Here is a 17,322-nt window from a genome sequence, read left to right on the forward strand (position 1 = left end):
ATAGAGATGAGTGCGCTGTGCTTGAACTCATTGTCATTTCGACCCTGAACGGCGTGCTGTTCGGCATGCTGCTCTTCCTGCTGTCGAGCGGGCTCACCGTCATCTTCAGCATGATGGGCGTGCTCAACTTCGCCCATGCCAGCTTCTACATGCTCGGCGCGTTCTTCGGCTTCCAGCTCACGAAGTGGATCGGCTTCTGGCCGGCGCTGGTGCTCGCGCCGCTGCTGGTGGGCGCCATCGGCATGGCGGTGGAGCGCTACGGCCTGCGCAACACCCACAAGCACGGCCATGTCGCGGAGTTGCTGCTGACCTTTGGTTTGGCTTTTGCGATCGAAGAAATCGTGTCGATGATCTGGGGCAAGAGCCCGGTCGATTACCGCGTGCCGACGCTGCTCGACTTCCCGGCCTTCACCGTGTTCTCGACCAACTATCCCGCGTACAAGATCTTCATGCTGGTCGTGTCGGTCGTAATCTTCATAGCGCTCCTGCTCGTGCTCAAGCGCACCCGCGTCGGCCTCATCGTGCAGGCGGCGCTGACGCATCCCCACATGGTCGGGCATCTCGGCCACAATGTCGGGCGCGTGTTCATGGTGGTGTTCGGCGTCGGCAGCGCGCTGGCCGGTCTTGCCGGCGTCATTGCCGGCCCCGCTTTGGTGACGCAGTCCGACATGGCTGCGGCGCTCGGACCGATCCTGTTCGTGGTCATCGTGTTTGGCGGCCTTGGCTCCTTGCCCGGCGCCTTCGTCGCCTCGCTGGTCATCGGCCTGGTGCAGACCTTCGCGGTGGCGCTGAACGGGTCGTTGGCGAGTGCCTTCGGACCGCTCGATCCGTCGGCGGGGCCGTCCGTTCTCACCGACATCTGGAACGTCACGATCGCTCAGGTCGCGCCGATAGTGCCTTATCTTCTGCTGGTGGTCATTCTGATCGTACGCCCCATGGGCCTGATGGGGACGCGCGAATCATGACCACGGTTTCGACTTCGACATCCAAGGCGGCGGCAGACCAAGCCGGCGGAAGCCTGCGCTTCTACGGCGTCTGGCTGATCGGTATCGCCGTGCTGATCGTCCTGCCGCTGGTCTTCTCGTCGGGCGGCTCGCTGACATCCTTCAGCCTGATCGGCATCGCGATCGTCTTCGCGCTGTCCTACAACATCCTGCTCGGCCAGACCGGCCTGCTGTCGTTTGGTCATGCCGTACACTACGGCCTTGGCGGCTTCGCCGCCTGCCACATGATGAATGCGGTGGTGTCACATGGCTGGCCGATCCCGCTTCCCTTCATCCCGTTGTTCGGCGGGCTGGGTGGCCTCGTCTTCGCAATCATCATCGGCTGGGTGATGACCAAGCGCGCCGGCACCGTGTTCGCGATGATCTCGCTCGGCATCGGCGAGCTGGTGGCGTCGTCCTCGCTGATCCTGCGCTCGGTGTTCGGCGGCGAAGCCGGCATCACAACCGACCGCACGGCCTTGCCAAAGATGCTCGGCTGGTCGTTCGGGCCGCAGCTCCAGGTCTACTACCTGATCGCGTTCTGGCTGGTGCTGTCGGCGATCGCGATGTACGCATTGACGCGAACCCCGCTGGGACGGATCAGCAACGCAGTCCGAGACAATCCCGAACGCGTCCAGTTCATCGGCTACGATCCTCACGTCGTTCGCTACCTCGCTTTCTGCTTTGCCGGTTTTTTTGCCGGCGTTGCCGGTAGTCTCGCCGCGATCAATTTCGAGATCGCAAACTCCGCTTATCTTGGCGCGATCCAGTCAGGCCTCGTGCTGTTCGCGACCTTCATCGGCGGCACCGCCTATTTCTTCGGGCCGATCCTCGGTGCGATCCTGGTGACCTATCTCCAGCTCGGGCTGACCAACGTCACCAGTGTCTGGCAGCTCTATTTCGGCATCATTTTCATCGGCATCGTGATGTTCGCGCCCGGCGGCATCGCCGGCTTGGTGATGATGCACCGGCCGCTGGTTCGCGCCGGAACGCTGTGGACCGTGATTCCGTCCTATCTCGTGGCCATCGTACCGACCGTGGCGCTCGCCTGCGGCGTGATCCTGACCATCGAGATCATCGCGCGCTATTCCGGCGGCGATGCCATCAACCTGTTCGGCATCGCCTTCAATCCGGCCTCGCGGGTGACATGGATCGCCGCTGCTGTTCTGCTGGTCGGCGGCTTCCTTGTCGCGCGATTGACCTGGCGGCGGATCGCGGACGCCTGGGACAGGGCTGCGACGGTCGCCCGTGACCGGGGGTATCTGGCATGACCGCAGCGATCGAAGTCCGCGCTGTCGAAAAGCGCTTTGGCAATGTCGGCATCATCCGCGATCTGAATCTCAGCGTCGCGAAAGGCGAGCGGCACGCCATTATCGGTCCGAACGGAGCCGGTAAGTCCACGACGTTCAATTTGATCAGTGGCCACATCAAGCCAACCTCGGGCGAGGTGAAGCTGAACGGCGATTTGATCTCCGGCTTGCGGCCGTTCGAGATCAACCGGCGCGGCCTGTCGCGCTCGTTCCAGGTCACCAACGTGTTTGCGCGTATGACGGTCTGGGAAAATGTCCGCTGCGCCGTGCTGTGGGCAACGGGTCACCGCTATGCGTTCTGGAAGAACGTCGACAGTCTGCCCGAAGTGCGTGAGCGGACGGCGCAAATCCTGGACGACATCCATCTCACGCACCGGCGCGACGTTCCTGCCGGGTTGCTCACTTATGCCGAGCAGCGCGAGCTCGAGATCGGAATCACCATCGCGAGCGGCGCCACCGTCGTCATGCTGGATGAACCGACCGCCGGCATGAGCCACGCCGAAACCGACCGCGCAGTATCGCTGATCCGCCGATTGACCGAGGAAAAGACGCTGGTGATCGTCGAGCACGACATGAGCGTCGTGTTTGGCCTTGCCGACCGCATCTCGGTGCTGGTCTACGGCCATATCATCGCATCGGGCACTCCGGAAGAAATCCGGCGCGATCCAAAGGTCAAGGAAGCCTATCTCGGCGAGGAAGCGCACTGATGCTCGAGGTCAGGGATCTCCACGCCTATTACGGCAAGAGCCACATTCTCCAGGGCGTCGACCTCGATGTCGCCGCAGGCGAGGTCGTGAGCCTGCTCGGCCGCAATGGTGTCGGTCGCTCCACCACGGTCAAGGCGATCATGGGCGAGGTCGCCCCGCAAGGCACGATCCGCTTCAAGGGCAAGGACATCGCCGGTCTTCCCAGCTACAAGATCGCGCGCCTCGGCCTCGGCTATGTTCCCGAGCATCGCGACATCTTTCCGAGCCTGACGGTTCGTCAGAACCTTGTGCTCGGGATCAAGGATACGCGCCGTCCCGGCAAATGGCGGCTCCAGGACATGCTCGACATGTTCCCCAATCTTGCCGCCCGCGCCGACACGCCCGCGGGCGTGCTGTCCGGCGGCGAGAAGCAGATGCTCACGACGTGCCGGACGCTGATGGGCGATCCCGATCTCATCATGATCGACGAGCCGACCGAAGGTCTCGCGCCGCTGATCGTGCAGCAGGTTGGCGATCTCATCGCGCGTATCGCAGAGGCCGGTGTCGCCATTCTGCTGGTCGAGCAGAAGCTGTCGATCGCGATGCGGATTTCGAAGCGCGTCTACATCATGGGACACGGCCGCGTCGTGTTCGAAGGCACGCCGGACGAGCTCAAGGCGAATGCCGCCGTGCGCCAGGAGTGGCTCGAGGTGTGACGCTCACATTCCGCGTGACGAACGCGCAAAATAGAACGGCTGCAAGATGCGCATACGCATCTGAATTCTCCGCTACATCTCACGCTGTATAATCGGGGTATCGTCGCAATCGCTGGCATCGCGATCGATGCGGCTGACGATAACCAAGAAAACAGTGGAGGACGCCGACGGCGGCCTGTGAGCGCGCGCGCGTCGATGCCTCCTGCCTGTGAAGGAGATCCCGAGGATGCCAGGAAATAAACGCGGACTGGTTCGTGGAGCTGTCGCTCTGTTCGCAGTCCTGGGAGCTGCTTCGGCGGCTGTAGCCGGAAACTACGATACGGGCGCGACCGATACGACGATCAAGCTCGGGCAGACCATGCCCTATTCGGGACCGGCCTCCGCTTATTCGGCGATCGGCCGTGCCGAGATCGCCTATTTCAAGATGCTCAACGACAAGGGCGGCATCAACGGCCGCAAGGTCGAACTCCTCAGCATGGACGACGCCTATTCGCCGGCGAAGACGGTGGAGCAGGTGCGGCGCCTCGCCGAGAGTGACGAGGTGTTCGCGATGTTCTCGATGCTCGGGACCGGCCCGAACATCGCCGCGCAGAAATACCTCAATGCCAAGAAGATCCCGCAGCTGTTCCCGTCGAGCGGTGCCAGCCGCTGGAACGATTCGCAGCATTTCCCCTGGACCACCGGCTCGCAGCCGACCTACAGGACCGAGGGGAGGATCTACGCCAAGTGGATTTTGGCGAACAAGCCGGACGCCAAGATCGCCGTCATCACGCCGAACGAGGATCCGGGGCGCGACTATCTCGCCGGCTTCATGGAGGGACTCGGCGAGCACGTCAACCAGATTGTGTCGGAGGCCGTCTATGAGACGTCGGATCCGACCGTCGACTCCCAGATCGTCAAGTTCAAGGCCGCCGGCGCAGACGTTATTTTCAACGAGTGCACGCCGAAATTCGCGGCGCAGGCGATCAAGAAAGTTGCGGAGCTCGGCTGGAAGCCGCAGATCATCCTTCCGGCCGTCTCCAATTCCGTCGGCTCCGTGCTGACGCCGGCCGGTCTCGACAATTCCGTCGGCATTGTCACCGGCGCGTTTCAGAAGGATCCCGGCGATCCGCGCTGGGCCGATGATCCCGGCATGAAGGCCTGGCGCGAGTGGATGAAGACCTACAATTCGGGCGCGGATCCGGCCGACATCTTCAATGTCACCGGCTACACTATGGCGCAGATGATGGAGCTGGTGCTGCAACGCGCCGGCAACGATCTCACGCGGGCAAATCTGATGAAGCAGACGCAGTCCTTCAAGGACGTCGAACTGCCGATGCTGCTGCCGGGCATCAAGCTCAACACCTCGGCCGAGCAGGCCACGCCGATCCGGCAGTTGCAGATGGCGCGCTTCAACGGAAAGTCGTGGGAGCTGTTCGGCGACGTTATCGGCGAATAGTATCGATGCATCGTGACGGGCGGGCAGGGCACCAGCCTTGCCCGTTTGTCTTGTCTACCTGTCTTGCCGACTTGCCTTGCCCCGCAGTGATCGCTTCCTCCAGCCCCCGTGAAGAGATGATGACACCGACCGGTCCCCTCAGCGGCATTCGCGTTCTCGATCTGACGAGTGTGCTGTTTGGTCCCTATGCCGCGCAGATGCTCGGAGACTGGGGCGCTGATGTCATCAAGGTCGAGCCGCCCGCGGGCGATACCTGGCGCTACACCGGCGTGTTCCGAAACCGCGGCATGAGCGGCCAGTTCATGGCGGTCAACCGCAACAAGCGCAGTCTCGCGCTCGATCTGAAGCACCCGGACGGCAAAGCCGCGCTGGCGCGATTGATCCCGACAGTCGATGCGCTCGTCACCAATGTGCGTCCGGCAGCGATGGCGCGGCTCGGCTTCGGCTATGACGCCTGCGCGAAGCTCAACCCGCGTTTGATCTACGCCGCGGCGACCGGCTTCGGCCAGGACGGACCGTGGGCGGCGCGGCCCGCATTTGACGAGATCATCCAGGCGGCGTCGGGCCTCGCGTCGTCGATCGGATCGGACGAGGAGCCGGAGTTCATCCCGAGCCTCGTCGGCGACAAGATCTGTGCGCTGGCAATGGTCGGCGCGGTGTCCGCGGCCCTGTTCCGGCGCGAGCGCACCGGGCAGGGCCAGATGGTCGAAGTGCCGATGCTGGAAACGATCGCCGGCTTCAACAGCATCGAGATGCTGGGTGGGCACGCTTTCGATCCGCCGATCGGCCCGACCGGCTACAAGCGGATGAAAGAGCGGCGTCCGGTGCAGACGAAAGACGGCTGGCTGACGATGCTGCCTTATTCCGGGGACAACTGGTGCGCCTTCTTCGAAGCCGTTGGCCGCCCCGAGTTGATCGAGGAACTCGGCGTGCGCGATCCTGTGCAGCGTTCGCAGAACATCGACCGGATCTACGACCGCATGAGCGAGATCGGGCCGACCCGCACCACGGTGGAGTGGGAGGAGTTGTTGCTGCGGCTGGACGTGCCACACACCGCTTTCGCCCGGCTCACCGAGATCGGTGAGCAGCCGCATCTCGCCGCCGTCGGGCTGTTTGCAGATATCGATCATCCCTCGGAAGGACGTATCAGGCAGGCGCGTCCCGCGACAAAATTCTCCGAAAGCCCGGCGGGCATCCACCGTATGGCGCCGCGCCTCGGCGAGCATTCACGTGAAGTGCTGCGCGAGGCCGGCCTGAGCGAGTCCGAAATCCAGGCGGCTGTCGACAGCAAGGCGGTTGGCGTCGCGTCGTAGCGCCGTTAAGGAACCGAAATTGCGGACCGCGCTTGTTCAGGCGATGTCCAACATGACGGGCGCGTGACGTTCTCTGTGATGCCGGTCACATTCTGCTGCGCCGGGGCGGGCCTAGCATGGGCTCGGTTGGTCAACGCCCGGATCAGTTCATGACCACGGCCGATCTTGCCTTTGTGTTGCGCAAGCTGGGTGTCGCTGCAGCGCTTATCTGCGTGCTTCTCAGCCTAACGGTGTTCCTTGTGCTGGTGGTCAGGGAGCATGAACCGGTCGGGGAAGCCGCCTCGCGCGCCCTGCCACTCATGGTCTTTGCGCTGTTCGGCGCCTTCGGCGCTGCAATGACGCGCCTGGTCGGGCGTCAGACCCACTAACTGGACATTCTGCCGCAGCTGTGCGCCGCCAGCCTCGGGCCAGCCCCGACCCTTAGCCGCCTTCCGCCTGCGCGAGCCGTCGTATATGAGAGATTTGTCTGCCGGAACGTGCCGAAAATCGCCCAATAGGGAACGTAAGGTGGCTGCGATTTCTTAATCCTGAGATCGCAATCTGACCGACTGAAGGCGCGGACTGGTACCGGACCGGGGAATGGTATGAAAGACCTGATGACGACGACGCAATCCACCACGGCGATGCGGCGTTGGTGGCCTCCCGGAGTTGTCGCGCTCGCGGCGGTGGTCGCCCTGACGGCGCTGACCGCAAGCGCCGAAGCGGCCAAGCAGGCGCGCCAGCCTGCCGAGGCGGTGGCGCCGCGCGAGGCCGGCGAGCCGATCATGGCGATCGTGTCGATCAAGAGCCAGCGGGTCACCTTCTACGACGCCGACGGCTGGATTCTCCGCGCGCCGGTGTCGACCGGCACCACGGGGCGCGAGACGCCGGCTGGCGTCTTCGCAATCATCGAGAAGGACAAGGACCACCACTCGACCATGTATGACGATGCCTGGATGCCGAACATGCAGCGCATCACCTGGAACGGCATCGCGCTGCATGGCGGGCCGCTGCCCGGCTATGCCGCCTCGCACGGTTGCGTGCGGATGCCCTTCGGCTTTGCGGAGGGCCTGTTCGACAAGACGCAGATCGGCATGCGCGTGATCATCTCGCCGAACGACGCGGCCCCGGTCGATTTCTCCCACCCCTCGCTGTTCGTGCCGAAGCGCGAAGCCATTGCGGCGGTGCCGGCCCGTGCCGACAAGCTTTCCGCCGAGGCCGAGGAGGCGACCCAGGCCGCCGACGAAGCCAAGAAGGCCGCCGCGGTGGCTGCGAAGGAGGCGGCCTCGCTCCCGGCGTCGCTGCGCAAGCTGGAGCAGCAGAAGACCCGCGCCGACGCCGAACTCGCTTTTGCCGACAAGACGCTCGCGGCCGCAAAGACCGATGAGGCGCGGGCGAAGGCCGAGGAGCTGAAGCAGAAGGCCGCCACCAAGGCCGCCGATTCCGCAACGCAGCTCGATGCCGCCAAGGCCGCCGCACAGCCGAAGCGCGACGCCGTCGCCGCCACCAAGGAGGCCGCCAAGGTAGCTGCGGCCAAGAAGACCGATGCCGTGAAGGCTGCGACCGACGCAAAGCTCGCGCTCGAGCCGGTCTCGGTCTACATCAGCCGCGCGACTCAGAAGCTTTACGTGCGGCGAAACACGCACAAGCCGGCGCCGGACGGCGGCGGCGAGGTGTTCGACACCAGCATCGAGGTCCCCGTCACGATTCGTAATCCCGACCAGCCGCTCGGTACGCATATCTTCACGGCGATGGCGAAGAACGATGCAGGCCTGCGCTGGAGCGTGGTCACGATCGACGACGGCGACAACGCCAAGAACGCGCTCGACCGCATCACCTTCCCGCAGGAAGTTCTCGACCGCATCGCGCCGACCGCATTGCCGCGCTCGTCGATCATCATCTCGGACGAGCCGCTGAGCAGCGAGACCAACTACCGGACCGAGTTCGTCGCGGTGCTGAGCAATCATCCGCAAGGCGGCTTCATCACCCGCAAGCCGACCGCGCCGCCGATGGCGATGGCGAGCGAGGACAGCTGGGATAATGGCGGCAATGGCTCCTTCTTCTTCTTCCAGCAGCGCAATCCATACCCGCAGCCGGTCAATCCGTACCCGCAGCCGGTCAATCCGCGCCAGCGCGGCCAGTATCAGTATTATCAGCCGGCGCAGCCGATGCAGCGGGGCTTTTGGCAGTAGGGCGCGGCTCGCGCGTCAGGTCGAGGCGCGCTACGACGGGCGCGCCGTGATCACCAGGGCCTGAATCCCGGCTTCGACAGGCCCCGATCCGTGGCGCATCCGGATGGCCTCGGCAACGGCGTCCGTCGCGGCCTGAAGCTTGCTCGCATCCCTGGCCTCGATCTCGCCGCGCAGCGGCGTTCCCTGACAGTACGCGATCGCCACGTATTCCGCTGACGGCGCGCGGCTCATTGTGGATCGCGTTTCGATTGATATGTCGGTGAAGCCTGCGCGTTCGAGATCTGCCTTGATGACGGCCTTGTCGTGATAGCCGTGCGGCGTCCGCGCCATGAATAGGGGCGGATCGTCGGGAAACATCTTGCCGAGCGTGACCGTCGCGTCCTCCGCGAACACGTTGTCTTCGATACGGTCCCAGACACTGAACAGGTATGTGCCATTCGGCTTCAAGACCCGCTTCGCCTCCGCGTAGCCCTTGGTCCGATCCGGAAAGAACATGGCGCCGAACTGGCAGCAGACGACGTCGAACGCGGCGTCGTCGAAGGGCAGGGCCAACGCATCCGCCTGACGCCAGGAAATACGCGGATCTTCGCCCTGACGCTGCATCGCGACGGCGAGCATCGGCTCGTTGAGGTCGGTCGCAACATAGCGGACGCGTGGTGGCAGCACCGCCGCCACGGCTCGCGTGACGGCGCCGGTGCCTGCCGCGATTTCGAGCAGGACCGAGGGAGACAGAGCTGCTACGCGCCTGGCGATGTCGTCGGCATAGGCGGAGAAGATCAGCGGGACGAGATACTCGTCGTAGAGTTTCGGAACCGAACCGGCGAAGACCTTGTCAGTCGCGGACATGCTTGCCTCGCTGAACCCTGGGGCAGGACAGGGCACGCTATCACGGATCGGCCGTCCCTGAACGGCGTGACTTGTCCAGGCGATGCGACAGACCCTACGATTTACCGCCACCGACCTCGCGGATCGGCCGCGTGCCGTCCCAGTTCATCGCCGCTTGTCTGACGCGCTCGAAGAATGGCCCCTTGGTGCCGCTGATATCGGAGATCTCGATTACAGTGCCCGGATGGGCCTGCGTGTCGAAATAGGCAAAGCGTCCCTTGTCGCCGCCGATCTGGCCTTCGTGACCGACCTTGTAGCCAAGCCCAAGCGCCTTGTCGTAGAGCGACTGGTAGTCGTGGCTCCAGTAGGACATATGCTGCAGGCCCTCGTGCCCTGCATCGAGGAACTCCCTGTACAACGATGGCGCGTCGTTGCGCTGCTGGATCAGCTCGATCTGGAGATCGCCGGAATTGGCAAGCGCAATGCTCATCTCGACGGCGGAGTTTTGGCCGCGATGGCGGAACCAGTCGGTCTTGACGCGGTCCATGTAGTACCAGGGCCCGACGCCCATCACGTCGATCCAGTGCTTCATCGCGGCATGGATGTCCCGCACCACATATCCGTTCTGGCGCACCGCGCCGAAGATGCGACTCATGCCCGCGCTCCTCTTGTCACCTTAATCACTTGACCTCGATTTACTTGACCTCGATCCCGGCGTCCTTGGCAACCTGCTTCCAGGCCGCGATGTCACGCGCGTTGATGTCGCGTTGCTCCTCGCCCGGCACGAATTGCGGCGTGATGCCGAGCCCCAGCAGCTTCTGCTTCACCTCGGCATCGTCGAGCGCTTCTTTAAGTGCAGCCGACAGTTTTTGTGCGATCGGCGGAGCAAGACCCGCTGGCGCATACATCGCCCAGGCCAGGTTGCGGTCGAAAGCCACGCCCTGTTCCTTGTAGGTCGCCACGTCAGGCAGGCTCGGTGAGCGCTCGCCGCAGGCGGCCAGGGCCTTGATCGAGCCGTCTTTCACCAGCGGCGTCGCGGTCGCCATGTCGAGCGTCGCAAGCGAGATGTGGCCGCCCAGCAGGTCGCCGGCAAGTTTTGCGATGCCGTTGAACGGTACGTGATCCATCTTGATGCCGGTCTGCTGCATCAGGATTTCAGCACAGAATTGCCCGGTCGAGCCGACGCCCCAGCTTCCGTACTGGATCGGCTGGCCCTTCTTGGCGCGCGCGATCAGGCCCTTGATGTCATTGGCGGCAAAGTCCTTGGTCGCCACCAGCATGATCGAGGACGTGCCGATGCGCCCGATCGTCGTGAAATCCTTGATCGAATCGTAGGGCAGTTTTGGATAGATCGCCGGCGCCAGCACATGCGTGGTCATGCCGCCGACAGTGATGGTGTAGCCGTCATTCGGCGACGTCGCGACCATCTGCGTGCCGAGCGTGCCGGCAGCGCCCGTGTGGTTCTCGATATAGATGCTCTGTCCGAGCGACTTGCCCATCTTGTCGGCGAGGAGCCGGCCGACCACGTCGCCGCCACCGCCGGCCGCATAGGGAAGCAGCATCCTGATCTTGTGCGTGGGATAGGCGGCGGGATCTTCAGCCCGTGCCGGCACCGCTGCCGACAGCAATGCGAGCAATGAGAGTGTGGCGATGCGCAGCTTCATGATGGCTCCCCCTAATCCTCGAAACGAAATCTGTAGGCGTCGCCGTGCCGGGTCACGCGTCCCGCGGTCGGCGCCGGAAAATGGCCGGTGAGCAGATAGCTCGGCGTATCCGCGAGCTCTTCGAGGAGCGTCACCCGCGTTGCGAGCGCCGCGGCCGGATCGACATCGGCGGCATTCGACAGCCACGGCGCGGCGCACTGGATCGGATGATGGATCACGTCGCCCGACATCACCGCATGATCGTGGCCGCCATTGAGGTGGATCTGCATGTTGCCGGCGGTGTGGCCCGGCGCCGGCGCGAAGCGCAGCGCAGCGTCGCGATCATCGAACAGGCGATGGTCGGTCTCGACGAGTTCGGCGAGGCCGGCTGCGACCACCGGCAGCACTGAGTCCTCGAACGAGCCGTGATTGACCGGGCTCTTCGGCGCAGCATTGTGCGCAGCCTCGAAATGTCGGTACTCGTCGCGCCCCATCAAATAGCGTGCCCTGGGGAAGGTCGGCACCCAGCGGCCGTCCACGAGGCGCGTGTTCCAGCCAACGTGATCGACATGCAAATGCGTGCACATCACGAAGTCAACCTCTTCGGGTGCGACGCCCAGTGCCTGCAGGTTCTCGAGATAGGGCTGGTTCAGATTGTTCCAGGCCGGGACGCGAGGCCGATGCTTGTGATTGCCGCAGCAGGTGTCGACGATAGCGGTCCAGCGCGGCGTGCGCACCAGATAGGAGTGGTGGCTGAGGATGAAGCGGCCGGTCTCCGGCTCGATATAGCGGTGATCGAGCCAGCTCCGGTTCTCCGCAATCACCTCGTCGGTGACGTTGGCGAACAGCCAGGTCTTGTCGAAGGCAAGGGCGGGGATCTCACTGACGAGATCGACCCGCATGCTGCCGATCTTGACCTGCCGCATGGATCAGTTCTTCAAGAGGTCGCCGAACGGCACCCAGCGCGTGCCGTCGAAGCGGATGAGCTGGAGGCTCGTCATTGGCGTATAGCGCTCGGGCGAGTTGTTGACCGCGGTGCCGTTGATCAGCATCGGCAGGCGCACGTCTTTCAGGGTCGTCGCCTGCTTCATCACGTTGGCGCGCGTGAGGTCGTTGCCGGCAGCTTTCAGCACCGTCACCAGCGTCTGCGCGATGGTGTAGCCATAGACGTTGAGCCAGTCGTTCTTGTTCGCGTCCGGCAGATACTTGTCCATGAAGGCAAGCCATTCCTTGTAGCCGGCATCGTCCTTCGAGGCCGGATCGGTTGCGTCCTTCAAATATTGGCTGGAGATGACGCCGGTGGAATTGTCCTTCCCGGCCGGCTCCAGCACGCCGCGGATCGAGGCCGAGACGTTGGAGATGATGGTGACAGGCTTCCATCCGATCTCGCCGATCTTGCGGATCGCTTGCGCCGCAAACTTCGGCGTCGCGGCGACTAGCACCACGTCAGAGCCCGCAGTCTTCAGTTGCAGGATCTGGGTGTCGACGGTCGGCGCCGAGGTCTCGTAGGCCGCGCGCGCCACGATCGCATCGCCGCCGCCGAGCCCTTCCTCCAGCGCCTTCAGATAGTCCTTGCCGAGATCGTCGTTCTGGTAGAGCACGCCGATCTTCGCGTTCGCATGGCTCGCCTTGATGTATTTGGCATAGGCGATCGCCTCGTCGCGGTAGGTCGGTTGCCAGCCGACCGTCCAGGGGAAATTCTTCGGATCGTCCCACTTCGCCGCGCCCGACCCCAGGAAGAGCTGCGGCACCTTGCGGTCGTTGAGATATTTGTGCACGGCGCTGTTGGTCGGCGTGCCGACGCCGCCGAAGATCAGCAGCACCTCTTCACTCTCGACCAGCCGCCGCGTCTGCTCCACCGTCTTCGGCGGGCTGTAGGCATCGTCCGCGATGATCATCTGGATGCGACGTCCGTTGACGCCGCCCTCGTCGTTCACCTTGCGGAAATAGGCTTCCGCTGATTTCGCGATCTGGGCGAAGGCCGAGACCGGGCCGCTCAGCGGCGCGGTGGTACCGATCTTGATGGTCTTGTCGTCGGCGCCGGTATCGTATTTTGCGCTTTGGGCCTGAACGGTGCCTGCTGCGATCAGCGGCAGGAGGATGCAGGCCGCAGCCAAGCGAAGGCGGGCAAAGCGCGCCATGACGTCGTCTCCCCAAATTTGCTCCCCGCTTCTCTAGGGAGCGGAGTTGAAACGCGAGAACAGGCCCCACAGTGAAGCTTGCGGGCCGCGACCGTTGCCGCCACATTGGCAAAACGAACGATCGTTCGTACGGTTGACTAGCGAACGATCGTTCGTTAGTCAAGCAGCATGGCTGTCCACAACTCCAGCGCGGCGGAAACGGCTGCGCCGACGACCCGCGAGCGCATCCTGAGCGAAGCGCTCAATCTGTTCGCGCAGAGCGGTTATGGCGGCGCCTCGATGCGCGAGCTGGCGCGTCGCGTCGGCATCCGTGAGAGCAGCCTCTACAATCACTTCTCGGGCAAGGCCGCGATCCTGGAAGCGATCGTCAGCGAGCACGGCCCGGCCAGCTCGGCGAGTCGGCTGGAAGAGCCGCGCTACAAGCAGCTCGCGCGCCAGCCCGCCGCGTTCTGCCGCCAATTCGCGCTTGATCTCGTCGAGCAATGGTCCGATCCGCGCGAGCACCAGTTCCAGAAGGTCATCACCGCCGAGCGCAACCGCGTGCCCGGCATCCGCGCCAAGTTCGCCGACCATTTTTACGCGCGCGAGCAGAGCCTGATGACGGACTATTTCCGCGGCTTCGCGCTAGCCGGCCTGGTCAAGACGCCCGATCCGCGCGAGACCGCGCGGCTGTTCGCGGCCGGTCTCATCTACATCCGCCTCGAGCACTATGTAATGGGCGCCGCGCCCTCGCCACGATCGAAGGTGATCGAGGCGATCGACCGCTATCTTGCCTTCTTCCTGTCGCTGATCGCGGCGGATGGCGAGACCTTCGACAACAAGAAACGAAAAACCAAGGGAGAGAACCGTGGCAAGGCTGCCCCTGATTGATCCGGAGACGACGAGCGGCGACATCCGCGCCTCGTTCGACCGCATGCCGGTCAAGCTCAACATCTTTCGCATGATGGCCCATGCCGAGGCCAACATGATCCCGGCGATGCGGCTCGGCAACTCGATCCTGCACAAGCAGAAGCTTTCCGCCGTCAATCGCGAACTGCTGATTCTCCAGGCCGCCCAACTCGAAGGCGGCGCCTATGAGTGGCGCCAGCACGTGCCGATCGCGCTCGGCGTCGGCTGCACGCAGGCGCAGATCGATGCGGTGGAACGCAGCGACTACGATGCTGCCGCGCTGAGCGAGGCCGAGCGCGCCTTGCTGAAATTTGGTCGCGAGGTGGTCGAGAATGTCCGCGTTCCGGAAGTTACGTTCGCAGGCATGCGCCGTCACTTCAGCGACCAGGAGATCGTGGAATCCATCGTCGCGCTCGGCTTCTACATGGTGATGGCGCGCCTCACCGAAGCGACCGAAACCGATCTCGATCCCGCGGCCGGCATGAAGGTCTATGACGGCGGCAAGAAGTAGGCGGGCAGGATGGCCGAGAATTTCGAGATCAAGCCGGATCGTTACGTTCGCCCGCCTAGCGCGGAATCGCTCGGCGAAGCGCCGGGAAGGGGCCGCCTGAAGGGCCGCCGTATCCTTATCGTCGGCGGTGGACAGCGCGTGTTCGACGCCGCTACCGATCCGATCGGTAACGGCCGCGCCATGAGCATCCTTTGCGCGCGCGAGGGTGCGAAGGTCGCGGTCGCCGATCTCAACCGCACCTCGGCCGGAGAGACCGTCAAGCGCATCACGGATGAAGGCGGCGAGGCTTTTGCGATCGCCACGGACGTCACGTCGGAAGCCGACGTCGTGCGCATGATCGAGGAGGCGCATCGCGCCATGGGCGGCCTCGACGGCATGGTGCTGAACATCGGCACCTTCGGCAAGGTCGGGCTAGACGCCGTCAGCCCCGAGGAGTGGAACAGGATTTACGATGTCAACGTGCGCGGGCCGATGCTGTGCTGCCGCGCGGCCATGCCGAAGTTCGACAATGGCGGCGCGATCGTATTCATCTCCTCGATCGCCGCGCTGAAGGCCGGCTCGCAGATGGCGGTGTATGACTCGTCGAAAGCCGCGCTCGGCGGCCTCATGCGCAACATCGCCCATCTCGGATCGCGTCGCGGCATTCGCGCCAACCTCGTCTATCCCGGCCTCGTCGACACCCCGAATGGCCGCGAAGCCGGCGCCGGCCGCCCTAATCGCGGCAAGGGCCACATCCCCTTCGGCCGCCAGGCGACCGCGTGGGAGATTGCCTACGCTGTGCTGTTCTTCCTGTCAGAGGAGAGCGTCTATGTCACCGCGCAGACCCTCGCGGTCGATAGCGGCCTGAGCGGGATGTAAGGCGCGAGCGCAATCCGGCACCGCGGAATTCGGTGCCCCGACTAAGCAGAAGTGACTCCTCATTGCGGCGAGGGCGCAATCGTCGAAGCTTGCAAGGCGTTCATCTGCTCGAATGTTTCCAGGAGAGCCTCGCACGCCTCCTTAGCTTCAGCGAAGGTGCTGAAAGGGGAGCCGCCGAGTTTGATTGCGGACTTGTTCACTTGGACGGGCCGCCACGAGGCAACCAAGCCGGGCTTCCCGTGAAGGCCGGGACCCGTGCGGCTTTCGTTGCTGATCACAAACGAAAATCCGCCGCCGCTCGCCATCCAGATTTCGAGCGCATTCACCGCGGTATCGACGCGCCTAAAGTGCAGGGCCATCCGGCTCTCCAGAGTCTGCTCCGCAGAATTGGCCGCGGGCGCTAGCCAGTCAGTGCTTACCTGTGCGAATCCCGTGCAGCCGCAAAGCTCGAGACCTTTGATTCCTCGGCTTTTAATGTCGACAGGTCGCTCGGAAGCGGAACGGGATCGCTCTCAACCTGCTTGTTTCGGCTAATTCCCAAGCCAATGAGCCCGCCCAATACCAACGCGGAGCCTGCAATCATCAACCAGTGCGGCAGGTCCAATACGGGCATTGCACTTCTCCCACCGAAAGGAGCGCGTTACGCAATTGCCTGGCCAAAGCGGATTACCTTTGAATAACGTGAGTATTATTGCGGTAATCCGAACGTCGGGCAAGGCATCCAAAAGGGCTGGATTTCTGACCTAATTTCCTGTCGCCGAAAGCAAGGGGAAGCCGCCCCTCAGTTGGCTGGCGCCAGCTTCCATCCATATGCCCCACCCCGAGAATCAGATTGCGCGAGATGGCCATACCGCCTAATAGGTCTTGGACAAATGACCAAATAACATGGTCGATCGCTGAAGATGCGATCGCGGAGGAACGGCCGCCGGCACGCGAAATTCGACGCGCGTGGGGGCGCGAGGATGGAAGGGGCAGCATGCCGAAGGCGGATGGTTTTGGTTTGGCAGGCGTGATCGGTCTGCCAGTCGCGCATTCGCGCTCGCCCGTCATTCATAATTTCTGGCTGAAGGCGCATGGCATCCGCGGCACCTACGTGCCGCTCGCGGTCAAGCCGCAGCGGCTCGAGGATGCGCTCGACGGATTGATCGCTCTCGGGTTCCGTGGCTGCAACGTCACCATGCCGCACAAGCAGACGGCGATGCCGATGCTCGATCGCGTCAACGAGACAGCCAAGCGGATCGGCGCCGTCAACACCATCGTCGTCGAAGAGGACGGCACGCTCTCCGGTTTTAACAATGACGGCAACGGTTTCGTGCAGAGCCTGCGCGATGCGAAGGCCGACTGGCGCGGTGATGCCGGGCCGGTTCTGCTTGTGGGCGCGGGCGGCGCATCGCGCGCGGTGGTCGTGGCGCTGCTCGAGAACGGCGCGCGCGAGATCCGCATCGCAAACCGCACGGCCGAGAAGGCACAGGCGATAGCCACGGAATTCGGCTCCGCCGTCAGCACCGTTGCTTGGGAGGATCGCGGCGCTGCGCTCGCCGACGTCGCGCTGCTCGTCAACTGCACCGATCGCGGCATGGTCGGCAAAGGCGCGCTCGAGATCGACCTGTCGCGGCTGAAGCCCGAGACACTCACAGCCGATCTCATCTACACGCCGCTCGAGACACCGTTCCTGGCCGAGGCTCGCGCGCGCGGCTGCGTGACGGTGAACGGGCTCGGCCTCCTGCTCAACCAGGCCCGGCTCGCCTTCAAGGCCTGGTTCGGCGTCATGCCCGACGTGACGCCCGAGCTGATCAAGGCCATCGAGGCGACATTCTGATAAAGACGCCGGGGGAGTTT

General features: G+C 63.8%; 18 protein-coding genes. 12 read left to right on the forward strand and 6 right to left on the reverse strand.

The annotated features are described in order from the left end of the window. Nucleotides 1–17 precede the first annotated feature (17 nt). From AC629_RS26645 to AC629_RS26680, 8 genes are all read left to right on the forward strand, one after another. The gene (locus AC629_RS26645; RefSeq protein ID WP_084807887.1) at nt 18–965 is read left to right on the forward strand and encodes a branched-chain amino acid ABC transporter permease; all 948 of its coding nucleotides are present in this window, start codon (nt 18–20) and stop codon (nt 963–965) included. After that, the gene (locus tag AC629_RS26650) at nt 962–2,254 is read left to right on the forward strand and encodes a branched-chain amino acid ABC transporter permease (protein WP_084807888.1); all 1,293 of its coding nucleotides are present in this window, start codon (nt 962–964) and stop codon (nt 2,252–2,254) included. Before AC629_RS26645 ends, AC629_RS26650 begins: the two co-directional genes overlap by 4 nt. Further along, nucleotides 2,251–3,000, forward strand: coding sequence for an ABC transporter ATP-binding protein (locus AC629_RS26655; protein WP_084807889.1), 750 nt, complete (start codon nt 2,251–2,253; stop codon nt 2,998–3,000). The genes AC629_RS26650 and AC629_RS26655 overlap by 4 nt, the downstream gene beginning before the upstream one ends. Next, the gene (locus tag AC629_RS26660) at nt 3,000–3,695 is read left to right on the forward strand and encodes an ABC transporter ATP-binding protein (protein ID WP_074120702.1); all 696 of its coding nucleotides are present in this window, start codon (nt 3,000–3,002) and stop codon (nt 3,693–3,695) included. The genes AC629_RS26655 and AC629_RS26660 overlap by 1 nt, the downstream gene beginning before the upstream one ends. A 226-nt stretch (nt 3,696–3,921) precedes the next feature. After that, the gene (locus AC629_RS26665; RefSeq protein ID WP_084807890.1) at nt 3,922–5,133 is read left to right on the forward strand and encodes an ABC transporter substrate-binding protein; all 1,212 of its coding nucleotides are present in this window, start codon (nt 3,922–3,924) and stop codon (nt 5,131–5,133) included. Nucleotides 5,134–5,249: 116 nt separating this feature from the next. Further along, the gene (locus AC629_RS26670) at nt 5,250–6,446 is read left to right on the forward strand and encodes a CaiB/BaiF CoA transferase family protein (RefSeq protein WP_084807891.1); all 1,197 of its coding nucleotides are present in this window, start codon (nt 5,250–5,252) and stop codon (nt 6,444–6,446) included. Between the two features lie 149 nt (nt 6,447–6,595). After that, entirely contained in the window at nt 6,596–6,814 is a 219-nt protein-coding gene (locus tag AC629_RS26675) for a hypothetical protein (protein ID WP_143199459.1), read from the forward strand. A gap of 216 nt (nt 6,815–7,030) precedes the next feature. Beyond that, a complete protein-coding gene (locus AC629_RS26680) occupies nt 7,031–8,617 on the forward strand; it encodes a L,D-transpeptidase (protein WP_084807893.1) in 1,587 nt (528 codons plus the stop codon). 30 nt (nt 8,618–8,647) lie between these two features. On the opposite strand, the gene AC629_RS26685 is transcribed toward AC629_RS26680, so the two are convergent. The 5 genes from AC629_RS26685 to AC629_RS26705 form a co-directional block, all read right to left on the reverse strand. Further along, nucleotides 8,648–9,463 carry a class I SAM-dependent methyltransferase gene (locus AC629_RS26685; RefSeq protein ID WP_084807894.1) on the reverse strand — a complete coding sequence of 272 codons (816 nt, stop codon included), beginning with the start codon at nt 9,461–9,463 and terminating at the stop codon, nt 8,648–8,650. A 94-nt stretch (nt 9,464–9,557) separates the two neighbouring features. After that, nucleotides 9,558–10,097 (reverse strand): VOC family protein, encoded by a 540-nt coding sequence (locus AC629_RS26690; RefSeq protein ID WP_084807895.1) that lies wholly within the window; start codon nt 10,095–10,097, stop codon nt 9,558–9,560. Between the two features lie 40 nt (nt 10,098–10,137). Then, complete coding sequence (locus AC629_RS26695) at nt 10,138–11,106, reverse strand: Bug family tripartite tricarboxylate transporter substrate binding protein (protein WP_084807896.1); 969 nt, start codon at nt 11,104–11,106, stop codon at nt 10,138–10,140. A gap of 11 nt (nt 11,107–11,117) precedes the next feature. Further along, the gene (locus AC629_RS26700; RefSeq protein ID WP_084807897.1) at nt 11,118–12,011 is read right to left on the reverse strand and encodes an MBL fold metallo-hydrolase; all 894 of its coding nucleotides are present in this window, start codon (nt 12,009–12,011) and stop codon (nt 11,118–11,120) included. 3 nt (nt 12,012–12,014) lie between these two features. Next, a complete protein-coding gene (locus AC629_RS26705; protein ID WP_084807898.1) occupies nt 12,015–13,226 on the reverse strand; it encodes an ABC transporter substrate-binding protein in 1,212 nt (403 codons plus the stop codon). Nucleotides 13,227–13,394: 168 nt separating this feature from the next. Here AC629_RS26705 and AC629_RS26710 point away from each other — a divergent pair, with 168 nt between their 5' ends. From AC629_RS26710 to AC629_RS26720, 3 genes are read left to right on the forward strand one after another with little or no spacing between them, the layout of a single operon-like run. Further along, nucleotides 13,395–14,096, forward strand: coding sequence for a TetR/AcrR family transcriptional regulator (locus tag AC629_RS26710; RefSeq protein WP_084807914.1), 702 nt, complete (start codon nt 13,395–13,397; stop codon nt 14,094–14,096). Beyond that, nucleotides 14,074–14,625 (forward strand): carboxymuconolactone decarboxylase family protein, encoded by a 552-nt coding sequence (locus AC629_RS26715; RefSeq protein ID WP_084807899.1) that lies wholly within the window; start codon nt 14,074–14,076, stop codon nt 14,623–14,625. Before AC629_RS26710 ends, AC629_RS26715 begins: the two co-directional genes overlap by 23 nt. A gap of 9 nt (nt 14,626–14,634) precedes the next feature. Beyond that, nucleotides 14,635–15,483 carry an SDR family NAD(P)-dependent oxidoreductase gene (locus tag AC629_RS26720; protein WP_084807900.1) on the forward strand — a complete coding sequence of 283 codons (849 nt, stop codon included), beginning with the start codon at nt 14,635–14,637 and terminating at the stop codon, nt 15,481–15,483. Nucleotides 15,484–15,542: 59 nt separating this feature from the next. On the opposite strand, the gene AC629_RS26725 is transcribed toward AC629_RS26720, so the two are convergent. Then, nucleotides 15,543–15,842 (reverse strand): hypothetical protein, encoded by a 300-nt coding sequence (locus tag AC629_RS26725; RefSeq protein WP_084807901.1) that lies wholly within the window; start codon nt 15,840–15,842, stop codon nt 15,543–15,545. A 617-nt stretch (nt 15,843–16,459) separates the two neighbouring features. On the opposite strand from AC629_RS26725, the gene AC629_RS26735 reads away from it, so the two are divergent. Next, a complete protein-coding gene (locus AC629_RS26735; RefSeq protein ID WP_084807903.1) occupies nt 16,460–17,302 on the forward strand; it encodes a shikimate dehydrogenase in 843 nt (280 codons plus the stop codon). Nucleotides 17,303–17,322: the final 20 nt, after the last annotated feature.

The sequence above is a fragment of the Bradyrhizobium sp. NAS80.1 genome, assembly GCF_001908205.1.
In the GTDB taxonomy this organism is placed as follows: Bacteria; Pseudomonadota; Alphaproteobacteria; order Rhizobiales; family Xanthobacteraceae; genus Bradyrhizobium.